The following is a 13,448-nucleotide window of genomic DNA, read 5'->3' as shown; positions in this document are numbered from 1 at the left end:
GAATCGGCTATCGCGCCGGGTCGCTCAAGATTAAAAACGGAGGTAGCAGGTGACTATTGCTCTTGTCATTGGCACACATGGCTGGGCGGCTGAACAGCTGCTTAAAACGGCCGAAATGCTATTAGGCGAACAGCAGAATATCGGCTGGATCGATTTCGTTCCTGGCGAGAATGCTGAAACGCTGATTGAGAAATATCACGCGCGTCTCGCAGAGCTGGACGTCAGCAAAGGCGTGCTTTTTCTGGTGGACACCTGGGGAGGCAGCCCGTTTAACGCCGCCAGCCGCATCGTGGTTGATAAAGAGCATTATGAGGTGATCGCCGGCGTTAATATTCCAATGCTGGTTGAAACGCTGATGGCGCGTGACGACGATCCCGCCTTTGATGAGCTGGTGGCGCTGGCGGTAGAAGCCGGGCGCGAAGGCGTGAAGGCGCTGAAAGCGAAAGAACCGGAAGCTACTCCTGCCGTCTCCGCCGCCGCGCCGCGCGCCGCTGCGCCGCAGGCAGCGCTCGGCCCGAACGATCATATGAAAATCGGCCTGGCGCGTATTGACGATCGCCTGATTCACGGCCAGGTGGCGACGCGCTGGACCAAAGAAACCAACGTCTCGCGCATTATCGTCGTCAGCGATGAGGTCGCCGCCGACACGGTGCGCAAAACGCTGCTGACGCAGGTAGCGCCGCCGGGCGTCAGCGCCCATGTGGTGGACGTCGACAAAATGGTGCGCGTCTGGAACAACCCCAAATATGCCCACGACCGCGTAATGCTGCTATTTACTAATCCCAGCGACGTACTGCGCGTCGTTGAACAGGGCGTGGAGATAAAATCGATCAATATTGGCGGTATGGCCTACCGTCAGGGAAAAACCCAGGTCAATAACGCCGTTTCCGTGGATGCCAAAGATATCGAAGCGTTTAAACAGCTCAACGCGCGCGGTATCGAACTGGAAGTCAGGAAAGTCTCTAACGATCCTAAACTGAAAATGATGGATCTGATCGCCAAAGTTAATTCCTGATATTACGTTTCGTTCTACGGCCTGAGGAATCAGGCTTCACGCAGTTTTACTCTGTCACAGGAGAAGTGCAATGGAAGTCACCACCCTACAAATTGCGCTGGTATTTATCGTTGCCTGTATTGCCGGTGTGGAATCCATACTTGATGAGTTTCAGTTTCACCGTCCGCTGGTCGCCTGTACCTTGATCGGCGCCGTATTAGGCGATATGAAAACCGGCATTATTATCGGCGGTACGCTGGAAATGATCGCCCTTGGCTGGATGAATATCGGCGCGGCTGTCGCGCCGGACGCCGCGCTGGCCTCAATTATCTCGACCATTCTGGTTATCGCCGGCGGACAAAGCATCGGCGCCGGGATTGCGCTGGCGATTCCGCTGGCCGCCGCCGGCCAGGTATTAACCATTATCGTACGCACCATTACCGTCGCTTTCCAGCACGCGGCGGATAAGGCGGCGGAAAAAGGCAATCTCTCCGCCATCTCCTGGCTGCACGTAACCGCGCTGATTCTGCAGGCGATGCGCATCGCTATCCCGGCGGTGATCGTCGCCGTATCCGTGGGTACCGATGCGGTACAGAGCATGCTGAACTCGATTCCGGAAGTGGTTACCGGCGGGCTGAATATCGCTGGCGGTATGATCGTCGTGGTGGGTTATGCGATGGTGATCAACATGATGCGCGCCGGCTACCTGATGCCGTTTTTCTATCTGGGCTTCGTTACCGCGGCGTTTACCGATTTTAACCTGGTGGCGCTGGGCGTCATCGGCGTGGTAATGGCGGCGCTCTATATTCAACTCAGCCCGAAATATAACCGTGCCGCCGGCGCCGGCGCGTCAGCCGCAGGCCCAGCCCATAACGATCTGGATAACGAATTAGACTAAGGGGTGTGAAAAATGGTAGATACAACTACATCAACGGCTAAAAAACTCACGCCCGGCGACGTACGCAGCGTCTTCCTGCGTTCCAATCTCTTTCAGGGCTCCTGGAACTTTGAACGTATGCAGGCGTTAGGCTTCTGCTTTTCGATGGTTCCGGCAATTCGTCGCCTTTATCCGGAGAATAACGAAGCGCGCCGTCAGGCGATTAAGCGCCACCTGGAGTTCTTTAATACCCACCCCTATCCCGCCGCGCCGATTCTGGGCGTCACGCTGGCCATGGAAGAGCAGCGCGCTAACGGCGCGCCGATTGACGACGCGGCCATTAACGGCATCAAGGTAGGGCTGATGGGGCCGCTGGCGGGCGTGGGCGATCCGATTTTCTGGGGTACCATGCGCCCGGTTTTCGCCGCGCTGGGTGCGGGCATCGCCATGAGCGGCAGCCTGCTGGGGCCGGTGCTGTTCTTTGTGCTGTTCAACCTGGTGCGCTTGCTGTTTCGCTATTACGGCGTGGCCTACGGCTACAAAAAAGGGGTGGATATCGTTAACGATATGGGCGGCGGCTTCCTGCAAAAACTGACGGAGGGCGCCTCAATCCTCGGCCTGTTTGTTATGGGGGCGCTGGTTAACAAGTGGACGCACGTCAACATACCGCTGGTGGTGTCGCGTATTACCGACCAGACCGGTAAAACGAACGTCACTACCGTCCAGTCGATTCTCGATCAGCTGATGCCTGGGCTGGTGCCGCTGCTGCTGACCTTTGCCTGTATGTGGCTGCTGCGGCGTAAAGTCAATGCGCTGTGGATTATCATCGGCTTCTTCGTAATTGGTATTTTCGGTTACTGGATTGGCCTGCTGGGCCTGTAATCCCTTCAGGATGGCCAGTCGCCCGGCGCGGCTGGCTATTTTACCCCGAACTTTCCATGCCCGCGAGGCCAGCACCAGAGGTTGTCATGACGTTAACCGATGCCGCTATTCTGTTATTTATTGCGCTGCTGCTGATATTTGCAATTTACGATCAGTGGATTATGCCGCGCCGCTGCGGCAAAACGCGTTTACGTGTTGCTTTACAGCGTCGCAGTAAAATCGACAGCCTAATCTTTATCGGGCTGATAATGATTCTTATTTATAATAATATCACCCGGCACGGACCGGTTATTACTACAACGCTGTTAATGGCATTAATCCTGGTGACGATTTATCTGTTCTGGATCCGTACGCCGCAGTTATTACTCAAAGATCGGGGCTTTTTCTTCGCCAACGTCTGGATTAATTATGACCGTATAAAAGGTATGAATTTATCCGAGGACGGCGTTTTGGTTATTCAGCTTGAACAGAGAAAGCTGCTGGTGCGGGTAAAACAGCTTGACGACCTGGAAAGAATTTATGAAACAATGATTGAAAATCAATAATTTAAAATATAGCAAAGGGCATATAGACTTTGCTATATCCCACCAGGATGATTCAAGCCCCGCTTATTATTTACCATTCCCTTAACATTATCAGGATTATTTTCACGCCCGATCATCATCTTCTTTGCATTTATCCATACGGCGTATGCGCCATTATATTTTTATTTGACGCGAAATAATTATGTGGTAAGGTGAGCGCCGTTATTGGGGAGTAGCCGATTTCCGTTTAATACGGAAATGCACCTGTCAACATACTCGTTGTTATTTCAACGTGGCGCGTGCGACCAATTCTGGTAGGCGAGACCATTGACCGATGTGCCTGTCTGGTTGGGAAGGCGCATCAGGTTATGGTATTCCCGGCCGAGGTTACGACTTCGATGAACTTTTCCGCTCTGCTTATTCTTTCATTTGGCATGTCAATGGACGCGTTTGCCGTCGCTATCGGTAAAGGCGCCGCCCTGCAACGTCCACAGTTACGCGAAGCGCTGCGCACCGGCCTTATTTTTGGCGTTATTGAAACAATTACGCCGCTGCTGGGCTGGAGCCTTGGCCAGTTTGCCACCCACTTTGTTGCCCGCTGGGATCACTGGATCGCCTTCACCCTGCTCTGCTTTTTAGGCGGGCGCATGGTTATTGAAGGCTGCCGCCAGCACAGCGCGCCCTGCGAACCGGCGCAGCAGCACGGCCTGATGCTGCTGATTGCTACCGCTATCGCCACCAGCCTTGATGCGATGGCTATCGGCGTCAGCCTGGCGTTTTTACAGGTTAATATTCTGCTGACCGCGCTGCTGATCGGCCTTTCCACCTTTACTATGACCACCATCGGCATGCTGATTGGCCGGCTAATAGGACCGCTGTTAGGTAAGCGCGCAGAGATCCTCGGCGGCGTGGTGCTGATCGCTATCGGCGCTCAGATCCTCTGGCAGCATTTCGCCTGAGGCCCGGCGCATAAGACGCGGGCGTCAGATCAGTCACGACGCCAGAGACGCACCATAAAATCCGCTTCGCTGGCAAAGGCAGTGCTGTCGCGTAACCGCTGCCAGACATCGGGGCTGGCACGCCATGCAAAAGGCGTCATTTGCAATAACGTCGCCGCTTCCTCTCCCGTCAGCGACAGCGGATAGCTCAGCTGAGCTTCCTGTTCCAGCTCAAATCCTGGTAATGTCTCCTGTTGCGTCTCATGCAGTTTGACCTGCTGATAGATTAAGGCCTTAAACTGCATCAGATGGCGCGGGCCCGGCGTCACGGTCAGCAAATAGCCGCCGCTGCGCACCACGCGCGCCAGCTCCTGCGCCTTACAGGGCGCATAGATGCGTAACACGGCATCAAGCGCAGCGTCGGCAAAGGGCAAACGGTGGCTGGAGGCGACGCAAAAATCGAGATGGCGATAGCGCTTCGCCGCCGCGCGGATCGCCACTTTAGCCACGTCCAGCCCGCATACGCGCGACTGCGTACCCAGCGCTTCAGCCACCGCAGCGGTGTAGTAGCCTTCGCCGCAGCCGATATCCAGCAGCGTTGCCGTGGCGGGCAGATGCTGCGCCAGCAACGAGGCCACCCGCTGCCGCAGCGGCTGATAATGGCCCGCGTCAAGAAACTGCCGACGCGCCTGCATCATTTCCGCGCTGTCGCCGGGCTCTCTGGAGCGCTTATGCTGCACCGGCAGCAGATTGACATAGCCTTCTTTCGCCTGGTCAAACTGATGCTGCTGCACGCAACGCCAGCTGTGGTTAATTAGCGTCAGCGGCTGCTGACAGAGGGGGCAAAGATAGTGCATAACGCTTTCTCTGGCTGAAACAGGCGCGCATTTTACACGCTGCGCCCGGCAGCGTCATCCGCCAAAAAGAAAGGCCCCGGCGGTAACCGGGGCCTTGCAACTTTTACGCCGCTGGCGGCGAAGCGATCCTGATGTTGTCAGATTGCCACAACGTTAACCGCTGCCGGGCCTTTCTGACCATCCTGAATTTCGAACTCAACGTTCTGGCCTTCAGCCAGCGTTTTGAAGCCGTTACCCTGGATAGCAGAGAAGTGAACGAACACATCTTTGCTACCGTCTGCCGGAGTAATGAAGCCAAAACCTTTGGATTCGTTGAACCACTTTACCTGACCTTTAATCTTTGCCATCTTTTGTAATTCCTTAGCATGTTTATTTGCCCGAAGGCGACTGACGAAAAACCAGAGACACTACTGAATGAGGCACTAATATAAGGTTCGGCAAGGAAGCGGTATTCAACGTCAACGTCTTTACTCGTTACTTCTTTACTGAATATGCCATACATAAACAGAGCTGTACCTCGTTTTGCTTAATAGCGTTATCACATATTCGATAATTTATGGCAAGTTATTTTTAAACAGTGATCGACCTGCCACACAGTTAATACAAATTCATCGCATCCTTTGCACATTTATGCATTATGCAACAGTTTAAAAACCTGAGCGTCGCGAATTTTTTAGCGGTATCAACCAGCCTGCACCCAGCTGCACATGGTGCTGAAGAGACCTGCGTCTCTGTTTTCAGCTTACCAAACCTCACTCTGCCAGCTGAGTGTTGCATAAATATGGCAGCTCCCCCCCTGTCTCAGGACGTCATATCTGTATCACGCCAGGTCCAGAAAAAATCAGAAAAAAGTCGCATACAGGAAAAAAAGATAAAACTTTTAAGCGCGTTGCACCAAAAGAAGGAATATATTCATTGCCCTGCCCTAAATAAAGGCAAAGGTTTATTCGCGTGGAACTTTATGCGCGTCAGAATAAGCCAGCTACGCCTGCCGGTTGAAGCGGCGGCTTTATAAAACCCCGGCTCTTATTTATCGGATTTTTCCTGGTTAATAAGGTTTAAACTTACGTTTTCGCCTATTTTCCACGGACGAAAACGCTGTTTATCCAGCCCGGCCGTTTCCATCGCCTGTTCCAGCTCGATCAGCGGCTGATCCAACGCTTCATCAGCCAGCTCAAACACGCCCCAGTGCAGCGGGATGGTGACCGGCGCGCCAATCGCCTGATGCAGCGCCACCGACTGCTGCGGATCCATGTGCTGACCACGCATGAACCAGCGTGGCGCATAAGCGCCGATCGGCAGGGCTGCCAGCGTAAACGGCCCCAGGCGCTGAGCAATCTGCAACAGGTTATCGGAATACCCGCTATCGCCGGAAAACCAGAAATTCAGCGACGCACCGGAGATGGTCCAGCCGCACCATAACGAGCGGTTACGATCGGTAAGCGTGCGCATACTCCAGTGCCGCGCCGGAACAGCATGAAAAGTGATGCCGTGCCGCTGCGTCTGCTGCCACCAGTCCAGCTGTACTACCTGACGCGCGCCGATGCGCCGGAACCAGGGTTCAAGCCCCAGCGGCACAATAAACTGCACCTGCGGAAAACGGCGTAAAATAGCGCGAATAGTGGGTTTATCAAGATGATCGTAATGATTATGAGAGATCAGCACCCAGTCGAGCGCGGGCAAATCGGCGATAGCCAGCGGTGCGGGCGTTTTACGTTGCGGCCCGTAAAAGCGCAGCGGCGAGGCCCTTGCCGAAAGCGCCGGATCGATAAGGCCATAGCGTCCATCAAGGCGCAGCATCAGGGCGGCATGACCCAGCCACCAGACGGCATCCCGATCGCCGCTCAGATCGGCAGGCTGCCACCACCGTTGAGTAAAAGCGTCATAGCCCTGCGCCGGCGGCAAAGGCAGCCCCTGCGCCTTGCGCTCGTTACGCCAGCGCTGTAAATCTCCCGGCTGACGCAGATCGGCTTCCAGATTACGGAACCCCTCTGGCGTATGGTGCGGCAGAGAAGCGTCATACCAGGGATTTTTCCACTTCAAGGTTTTGCTCCTTAGCAGCATGCCGGTGCGTTATCGTTCAGGGATCAGGCGGGTAAAGTCTTCATCCTGCGGCTTCTCTGCGGTGTTTTCCGCCTGCCCCTGCGCCCGCTCCCCTAACCGTTGCAGCATCAGGTTCTGTTTTCGCTGTTCCTCCAGCAATGCCTCCAGCAGGCGCACCTGCTCGCTGGCGCGCACGCTGGCGCGGTTAACGTAAAACCAGGCGACCAGCCCTGCCAGCGCAAAAACCACGGCGCTGATAAGCGGCAGCACGCCTGCGCCGCTGTTTATCTCATTCATGTTTTCCTCTGTTTATTCTCTATTTTGTCGCCAATTTTACCCTTTAATAAGGGAATTGATAGCAGCGAAATGGGTATCAGGCTGAGCTTTCGGCATCCTCCGATCGATTGTGACAGGCGGCACCGTTATGCTGCGATGTTTCCGGCAGCAAACGGGAAGATTGCTACGTTTACAGGAAGATAAAATGAAAATATTGCTTCGAATTGTGAGTCTGCTGGCGCTGTTCTGGCTGGGGCTGCTGCTGACCGGCTATGGCGTATTGACCGGCAGCCAGAAAAATTTTGCCGGCATCGGCCTGCAATGCCACTATTTAACGGCCAGGGGCGTAGTAAAAGCGCAGTATCTGCACGGCGACAGCAGTTTTATCGGCGTAGCGGATTGTCCGCTGCTGAGAAAAATGACCAGGGTGGTGGATAATAATCCGTAAGCGGCGAGCGGCGCCTGTACCAGCGCCGCCTTACTTCGGATCAGAAGGGATAGTCGTGGTAACCCAACTGCGAAGATAAAAGCCGTCCAGCGCGATGCAGCATCGCAACATATTCATGCTTACGCTCTTCCGAAAAACGAATCGTCGGGAAGGAAATACTCATGCCGGCGATAACCACGCCGAAGCGGTCAAATACCGGCACCGCAATACAGCGCAACCCTTCTTCCTGCTCTTCATTATCTTCGCCAAATCCCTGCACCTTCACCATATCCAGCGTTTCCAGCAGTTCTGCCTCGCTGCCGATGGTATGCGGCGTGCTTTTACGGAAATCCACATCTTTCAGGATTTCGCGCGCTTCCGCGCGATCGCGCCAGGCTAACAGAACCTTGCCAATGGCCGTGCTGTGCAACGGATTGCGGCGCCCGATACGCGAATACATACGCAGGTTATAGAGCGAATCGATCTTATGGATATAGACAATGCTGTCTTCTTCCAGCGCTCCAAGGTGAATCGTCTCTTTCGTCAGGCGCGAAAGCTCGCGCATCTGGACGTCAGCGCTGCGGATCAAATCGACGTTTTGCAATGCCCTGGCGCCCAGCTCAAACAGCTTCAGCGTCAGCGCATACTTCTCTGATTCGCCCTCCTGGGAAACATATCCCAGCGACTTCATTGTCTGTAAAAAACGATAGACGGTGCTTTTAGACATCATCACGCGCTGGGAAAGCTCGGTAATGCCATTTTCGCGCTCTTCGCCTAACGCCTGTAAAATACCAAATACTTTTAATACCGATGAAACCGAATCCGGTTGTTTATCTCCATCTGCATTCGCCATAGTAAGAGCCTTTTTAAAATTGTTTTATTTAAAATGGAACGCCATTTCCAGTATACGTGGCTCTGTGATTAACAGGCAATATGTCTGGGTCACACTAAGCGCATCTGTAGCTATTTTTTATCGCAATTGAGGTGCAACGTAACAAAAAAATCATTAGCATGGTGATATTCACCTTCTTTAACCGCTTTTTATGCCGCTATCCCTACATATGGACGGGTTACCGTTGCCGCGCCGTTACGGCGCTATTGTTGCTATTGCGCTGGGCATTAGCGTCGCCGTGCTTGACGGCACCATCGCCAACGTCGCGCTTCCTACCATTGCGCGCCAGTTTCAGGCCAGCCCGGCGGAATCGGTCTGGATTATTAACGCCTACCAGCTGGCGATTATCGTTTCGCTGCTGTCGTTCTCTTTTTTGGGCGATCTGCTGGGCTACCGGCGCATCTATCAGGCGGGGCTGCTGCTGTTCAGCGCGACGTCGCTGCTGTGCGCCTTTTCCGATTCGCTGACTATGTTGACCTGCGCCCGCATCCTGCAAGGGTTCGGCGGCGCGGCGCTGATGAGCGTCAACACGGCGCTGATACGCATTATCTATCCGCAACGCTACCTGGGACGCGGTATGGCGATCAATGCGCTGATTGTCGCGGTCTCCAGCGCGGCTGGCCCTACGGTGGCGGCCGCTATCCTCTCTGTTGCCTCGTGGCAATGGCTGTTTTTGATCAACGTGCCTGCCGGAATGCTGGCGCTGCTGTTCGCCTGGCGCTTCCTGCCGGAAAACACGCAAACCTCATCGGCCCGGCGGTTCGATATACTGAGCGCCATCATGAACGCGTTGACCTTCGGCCTGCTGCTGTCGGCATTAAGCGGCGCGGCGCAGGGACAGGATTACCGCCTTATCCTGGCGGAACTGCTGGCGCTGCTGGTTATCGGCACGCTGTTTATTCGTCGCCAGCTCGCCATGACCAGCCCGCTGCTGCCGGTTGATCTGCTGCGCATTCCTGTTTTTTCTCTTTCTCTCTGCACCTCAATTTGTTCTTTCCTGGCGCAGATGCTGGCGATGGTTTCGCTGCCCTTCTTTTTGCAAAGCGTAATTGGCCGCAGCGAAGTGGAAACCGGTTTGCTGCTGACGCCATGGCCGCTGGCGACCATGGTTCTCTCTCCGGTCGCCGGGCGACTGCTGGAGCGTTTTCATGCCGGATTGCTTGGCGGCATCGGGCTGGCTATATTCGCCATTGGGCTGTTTGCTCTGGCGCTGTTGCCGGCCGCGCCGGGCGATGGCGATATCATCTGGCGCATGGCGCTCTGCGGCGCCGGCTTCGGGCTGTTCCAGTCGCCAAATAACCACACCATTATCTCTGCCGCGCCGCGTCATCGTAGCGGCGGCGCCAGCGGCATGCTGGGCACCGCGCGCCTGCTTGGGCAGTCCAGCGGCGCGGCGCTGGTGGCGCTGATGTTTAACCTGTTCGGCGCTCAGGGCACCCATGCTTCGCTGCTGCTGGCGGGGCTGTTCTCTACCGTCGCCGCGCTGTTCAGCCTGTCGCGTCTGCGCCAGCCGGCTGGCGGCACGCTGTAAAAAAGGCGCCCCGGAGGGCGCCTTAGCGATTACTTCAGATATTGCCCGCTGCGTAGCGCTTCGATGCGCTTATCCAGCGGCGGGTGCGACATAAAGAATTCGCTCAGCGATTTGCCTTTGCCGTTAATGCAGAACGCCATCATACTGCCCGGCTCCTGCGGCTCATAGCTGGTTTTCAACCGCTGCAGCGCCGCGATCATCTTCTCACGTCCCACCAGACGCGCAGAGCCGGCGTCGGCATGGAACTCACGATAGCGCGAGAACCACATGGTGATCATGCTCGCCAGGATGCCAAACAGCAGTTCCAGCACCATCGAAACGGCAAAGTAGACCATAGGATTGCCGTTGCCGCTCTCTTCATTTTCCCGATCGCCGGACAAAAAGCCCGCCGCTATCTGTGCAAGAATACGGGAAATAAAGATCACGAAGGTGTTCACAATCCCCTGAATCAACGTCATGGTGACCATGTCGCCGTTCGCGATATGGCTGATTTCATGCGCCAGCACCGCCTCAGCCTCATCACGGCTCATGTTTTGCAGCAGGCCGGTTGATACCGCCACCAGCGAAGCATCGCGACGCGCGCCGGTAGCAAATGCGTTAATATCCGGCGCATGATAAATCGCTACCTGCGGCATACCGATACCCGCCTGCTGCGCCTGACGCCCTACCGTGTCCACCAGCCAGCGTTCCGTTTCGTTACGCGGCTGTTCAATAACCTCACCGCCAACGGAACGCAGTGCCATCCATTTCGACATCAGCAGTGAAACAAACGCACCGCCGAAGCCAAACAGACCTGCCATAATCATCAGGCCCTGCACACTGCTTGACTGAATTCCCGTCAGGCTGAGGATCAGCCCGAATACCAACATCACGGCCAGGTTGGTCAGCAGGAAAAGAGCAATACGCATCATAAACTTTCATCTTCCTCAGTTAACTAAGCGCCCATGCGCGGATATACATCGTAGGGCCACCGTTGAGCATTTCAAGCGACCTTAACGTTTAAGTGTCTAAAAAGACATAACTTTACATTTTGTCGCACTCTTTTTTAACCCCGTCACATGGCGCCGCTTCACCCAAAGATCAAACGCGCGGCAAAAGAAAAGGCACCGCCTGAGCGGTGCCTCTGTCACTTTGCCTGCGTCGGCCGTTATTTCGCCGCAGCGCCTTTTGCTGCCGGCTGGGCCGCCTGCAGCTGCGCCAGGTCGTTGGCGATGTTAACCGTCTCGTCCAGATAAGGATCGGGCTCTTTGTAATCCTTCGGCAGATCTTCAAGCTTCGCCAGCGGCTTCTTCCCTTGCGCCTTGTAGCGCGCGTTAATGCGCTCCAGACGCAGCGCATCATCTTCGTGATTCTCTTTCTCGCGCTGGGCAAGATTGAGCGAGACGATATTGCGCTTATCCTTCATAGCGTTATAACGCTGAATATCCTTGATGATGTACTGAAATTCGGCATCCTGCGCAATACGCTCTTCGTGCGCGCGGGTCAGCTGCGGCAGCAGGCTGCGCACCTCGCCCGTGCGGCTGTAGCTTGCGGCGTCGACGCTGTCCCACGGCAGCGCGTTATCCTCAAACTTCTCGCCGGTTTCCACCGCTTCGACGCCGGTTGGCATCATCAGATCCGGCGTTACGCCTTTACGCTGGGTGCTGCCGCCGTTGATACGGTAGAATTTCTGAATGGTGTACTGCACCGAACCCAGCGCCGGCCACTCCGGGCGCAGCATCTGATCGTAGATGCGATTCAGCGAGCGATACTGCTGTACGGTTCCCTTACCGAAGGTCGGTTCGCCGACAATCAGCGCGCGGCCATAATCCTGCATCGCGGCGGCAAAGATCTCCGACGCCGAGGCGCTGAAGCGATCAACCAGTACTACCAGCGGGCCTTTATAGTAGACCACGCCGTCGTTATCACTGTCCTGGCGCACCTTGCCGTTGTTATCGCGCACCTGGACTACCGGGCCGCTGGGAATAAACAGGCCGGAGAGCGAAACCGCCTCGGTTAGCGCCCCGCCGCCGTTAGTGCGCAGATCGATCACCACGCTGTTAACGTGCTGCTTTTGCAGCTTCTGCAGCTGTACTTTTACGTCATCGGTCAGGCCAACGTAGAAGCCAGGAATATCCAGCACGCCCACCTTCTCTTTACCGACGTTATGCACGCTCATTTTCACCGCGCGATCTTCCAGGCGGATTCTTTCACGCATCAGCGTTACGGTACGGGTTTTAGTGCCTTTGCCGGCGGGCAGGATTTCCAGACGAACCCGGCTGCCCTTCGGCCCTTTGATCTTGGCGACTACGTCATCAAGCCGCAGGCCGATGACATCCTCAATCGGCTTACCCGGCTGCCCCACCCCGACGATGCGATCGCCGACGTTCAGCGCCTTGCTTTTCGCCGCCGGGCCACCCGCCACCATTGAGTTGATAACGGTATAGTCCTCATCCATCTGCAGCACTGCGCCAATCCCTTCCAGCGACAGGCTCATTTCGGTATTAAACTGCTCGGTATTGCGCGGCGAGAGATAGTTAGTGTGCGGATCGATCTCGTGCGCGAAAGCATTCATCGCCAGCTGGAACACATCCTCGCTGTTGCTCTGCGTCAGACGGCGCATCGCCGAGTTATAACGCCTGGTAAGAACAGACTTGATTTCGCTGTCTTTTTTACCGGCGAGCTTCAGGCTGAGCCAGTCATATTTCACCTTGGCATCCCATAGCGCGTTGAGTTCGGCAACGTTTTTCGGCCAGGGCGCCTTACTGCGATCGGTATCGATAGTATCGTTACCGTTAAAGTTCATCGGTTTATTCAGGTTGGCCAGCGCATACTGATAGCGCTCAAAGCGGCGTTTCTGCGCCAGGTTGAATAAATCGTAAAATATCGTCAGCCTGCCGCTGCGCAGCTCATCGCCCAGCGTGCTTTTTTTATCGGCAAACTGCGCCACGTCTGCGGCCAGCAGTACGTTATGGCTGTAGTCGAGCATATTCAGATAGCGATCGAAGATTTTTGCCGAAAACTGCTGGTCGAGATCGAACTGGCGGTAGTGAGAGCGGGTAAAACGTGAAGTAACACGTTCGCTAACGGTGGCGTGCTGCGGCTCTTCGCGCAGCTGCGGAATTTGATCCGCGCGGGTAATACTGTCAGCAGCAAAGGCGTGACCTGCCAGCAGCAGACCCGCCATGATGCTCATCTTGAAAAATTTGTTCATGCCCAGGGTGGCCT

At 55.4% G+C, this 13,448-nt stretch carries 15 protein-coding genes, 1 pseudogene and 1 riboswitch; of the genes and pseudogenes, 8 read left to right on the top strand and 8 right to left on the bottom strand.

The genetic code is table 11. The features are described 5' to 3' along the window. Positions 1 to 49 precede the first annotated feature (49 nt). The 5 genes from manX to mntP all read left to right on the top strand — a co-directional run bounded on the left by manX (position 50) and on the right by mntP (position 4,236). A complete protein-coding gene (gene manX / locus FKM52_RS06330; RefSeq protein WP_141175354.1) occupies positions 50 to 1,015 on the top strand; it encodes a PTS mannose transporter subunit IIAB in 966 nt (321 codons plus the stop codon). A gap of 70 nt (positions 1,016 to 1,085) precedes the next feature. Continuing rightward, positions 1,086 to 1,892, top strand: a complete 807-nt coding sequence (locus FKM52_RS06325) for a PTS mannose/fructose/sorbose transporter subunit IIC (RefSeq protein ID WP_141175353.1) — start codon at positions 1,086 to 1,088, stop codon at positions 1,890 to 1,892. Positions 1,893 to 1,904: 12 nt separating this feature from the next. After that, complete coding sequence (locus FKM52_RS06320; protein WP_141175352.1) at positions 1,905 to 2,753, top strand: PTS mannose transporter subunit IID; 849 nt, start codon at positions 1,905 to 1,907, stop codon at positions 2,751 to 2,753. Positions 2,754 to 2,839: 86 nt separating this feature from the next. After that, positions 2,840 to 3,298: a DUF986 family protein gene (locus FKM52_RS06315; RefSeq protein ID WP_141175582.1), complete on the top strand. Its 459-nt coding sequence runs from the start codon at positions 2,840 to 2,842 to the stop codon at positions 3,296 to 3,298. Positions 3,299 to 3,492: 194 nt separating this feature from the next. Continuing rightward, positions 3,493 to 3,666, top strand: a riboswitch (yybP-ykoY riboswitch). Positions 3,667 to 3,675: 9 nt separating this feature from the next. Then, positions 3,676 to 4,236 (top strand): manganese efflux pump MntP, encoded by a 561-nt coding sequence (gene mntP, locus FKM52_RS06310; RefSeq protein ID WP_141175351.1) that lies wholly within the window; start codon positions 3,676 to 3,678, stop codon positions 4,234 to 4,236. Between the two features lie 29 nt (positions 4,237 to 4,265). Here the strand turns inward: mntP and rlmA are convergent, their stop codons facing one another. From rlmA to FKM52_RS21925, 3 genes and pseudogenes are all read right to left on the bottom strand, one after another. After that, positions 4,266 to 5,072: a 23S rRNA (guanine(745)-N(1))-methyltransferase gene (rlmA, locus tag FKM52_RS06305; RefSeq protein WP_141175350.1), complete on the bottom strand. Its 807-nt coding sequence runs from the start codon at positions 5,070 to 5,072 to the stop codon at positions 4,266 to 4,268. 137 nt (positions 5,073 to 5,209) lie between these two features. Beyond that, positions 5,210 to 5,419 (bottom strand): transcription antiterminator/RNA stability regulator CspE, encoded by a 210-nt coding sequence (gene cspE / locus FKM52_RS06300; RefSeq protein ID WP_004386688.1) that lies wholly within the window; start codon positions 5,417 to 5,419, stop codon positions 5,210 to 5,212. A gap of 44 nt (positions 5,420 to 5,463) precedes the next feature. Beyond that, a pseudogene (locus tag FKM52_RS21925) lies at positions 5,464 to 5,574 on the bottom strand (DUF2627 domain-containing protein); the annotation flags it as partial. A 135-nt stretch (positions 5,575 to 5,709) separates the two neighbouring features. Between FKM52_RS21925 and FKM52_RS06290 the strand changes: the two are divergent. Further along, entirely contained in the window at positions 5,710 to 6,087 is a 378-nt protein-coding gene (locus FKM52_RS06290) for a hypothetical protein (protein WP_141175348.1), read from the top strand. An 11-nt stretch (positions 6,088 to 6,098) separates the two neighbouring features. Here FKM52_RS06290 and FKM52_RS06285 read toward each other — a convergent pair whose 3' ends face one another. Continuing rightward, positions 6,099 to 7,115 (bottom strand): MBL fold metallo-hydrolase, encoded by a 1,017-nt coding sequence (locus FKM52_RS06285; RefSeq protein WP_141175347.1) that lies wholly within the window; start codon positions 7,113 to 7,115, stop codon positions 6,099 to 6,101. A 30-nt stretch (positions 7,116 to 7,145) separates the two neighbouring features. Continuing rightward, on the bottom strand, positions 7,146 to 7,412 hold the full coding sequence (locus tag FKM52_RS06280; RefSeq protein WP_141175346.1) for a YebO family protein: 267 nt from the start codon (positions 7,410 to 7,412) through the stop codon (positions 7,146 to 7,148). A 184-nt stretch (positions 7,413 to 7,596) separates the two neighbouring features. Here FKM52_RS06280 and FKM52_RS06275 point away from each other — a divergent pair, with 184 nt between their 5' ends. Beyond that, on the top strand, positions 7,597 to 7,839 hold the full coding sequence (locus FKM52_RS06275; protein WP_141175345.1) for a YobH family protein: 243 nt from the start codon (positions 7,597 to 7,599) through the stop codon (positions 7,837 to 7,839). A gap of 40 nt (positions 7,840 to 7,879) precedes the next feature. Here FKM52_RS06275 and kdgR read toward each other — a convergent pair whose 3' ends face one another. Further along, on the bottom strand, positions 7,880 to 8,671 hold the full coding sequence (gene kdgR / locus FKM52_RS06270) for a DNA-binding transcriptional regulator KdgR (RefSeq protein ID WP_141175344.1): 792 nt from the start codon (positions 8,669 to 8,671) through the stop codon (positions 7,880 to 7,882). A gap of 190 nt (positions 8,672 to 8,861) precedes the next feature. Here kdgR and FKM52_RS06265 point away from each other — a divergent pair, with 190 nt between their 5' ends. Beyond that, on the top strand, positions 8,862 to 10,241 hold the full coding sequence (locus tag FKM52_RS06265; protein ID WP_141175343.1) for an MFS transporter: 1,380 nt from the start codon (positions 8,862 to 8,864) through the stop codon (positions 10,239 to 10,241). Between the two features lie 29 nt (positions 10,242 to 10,270). Here FKM52_RS06265 and htpX read toward each other — a convergent pair whose 3' ends face one another. Continuing rightward, positions 10,271 to 11,152, bottom strand: coding sequence for a protease HtpX (gene htpX / locus FKM52_RS06260; RefSeq protein ID WP_141175342.1), 882 nt, complete (start codon positions 11,150 to 11,152; stop codon positions 10,271 to 10,273). 236 nt (positions 11,153 to 11,388) lie between these two features. Next, complete coding sequence (prc, locus tag FKM52_RS06255; RefSeq protein WP_141175341.1) at positions 11,389 to 13,434, bottom strand: carboxy terminal-processing peptidase; 2,046 nt, start codon at positions 13,432 to 13,434, stop codon at positions 11,389 to 11,391. Positions 13,435 to 13,448: the final 14 nt, after the last annotated feature.

This window comes from Mixta tenebrionis (genome assembly GCF_006517625.1).
Lineage (GTDB): Bacteria > Pseudomonadota > Gammaproteobacteria > Enterobacterales > Enterobacteriaceae > Mixta > Mixta tenebrionis.
Note: the sequence above shows the minus strand (reverse complement) of the source record. Positions and strands in the feature narration are given on the sequence as shown.

Excerpts from the sequence above, each read along its gene's own strand:
- FKM52_RS06325 (WP_141175353.1), top strand. The coding sequence starts at position 1,086 with ATGGAAGTCACCACCCTACAAATTGCGCTGGTATTTATCGTTGCCTGT.
- FKM52_RS06320 (WP_141175352.1), top strand. The coding sequence starts at position 1,905 with ATGGTAGATACAACTACATCAACGGCTAAAAAACTCACGCCCGGCGAC.
- FKM52_RS06315 (WP_141175582.1), top strand. The coding sequence starts at position 2,840 with ATGACGTTAACCGATGCCGCTATTCTGTTATTTATTGCGCTGCTGCTG.
- mntP (WP_141175351.1), top strand. The coding sequence starts at position 3,676 with ATGAACTTTTCCGCTCTGCTTATTCTTTCATTTGGCATGTCAATGGAC.
- rlmA (WP_141175350.1), bottom strand. The coding sequence starts at position 5,072 with ATGCACTATCTTTGCCCCCTCTGTCAGCAGCCGCTGACGCTAATTAAC.
- cspE (WP_004386688.1), bottom strand. The coding sequence starts at position 5,419 with ATGGCAAAGATTAAAGGTCAGGTAAAGTGGTTCAACGAATCCAAAGGT.
- FKM52_RS06290 (WP_141175348.1), top strand. The coding sequence starts at position 5,710 with ATGCAACAGTTTAAAAACCTGAGCGTCGCGAATTTTTTAGCGGTATCA.
- FKM52_RS06280 (WP_141175346.1), bottom strand. The coding sequence starts at position 7,412 with ATGAATGAGATAAACAGCGGCGCAGGCGTGCTGCCGCTTATCAGCGCC.
- FKM52_RS06275 (WP_141175345.1), top strand. The coding sequence starts at position 7,597 with ATGAAAATATTGCTTCGAATTGTGAGTCTGCTGGCGCTGTTCTGGCTG.
- kdgR (WP_141175344.1), bottom strand. The coding sequence starts at position 8,671 with ATGGCGAATGCAGATGGAGATAAACAACCGGATTCGGTTTCATCGGTA.
- FKM52_RS06265 (WP_141175343.1), top strand. The coding sequence starts at position 8,862 with ATGCCGCTATCCCTACATATGGACGGGTTACCGTTGCCGCGCCGTTAC.
- htpX (WP_141175342.1), bottom strand. The coding sequence starts at position 11,152 with ATGATGCGTATTGCTCTTTTCCTGCTGACCAACCTGGCCGTGATGTTG.
- prc (WP_141175341.1), bottom strand. The coding sequence starts at position 13,434 with ATGAACAAATTTTTCAAGATGAGCATCATGGCGGGTCTGCTGCTGGCA.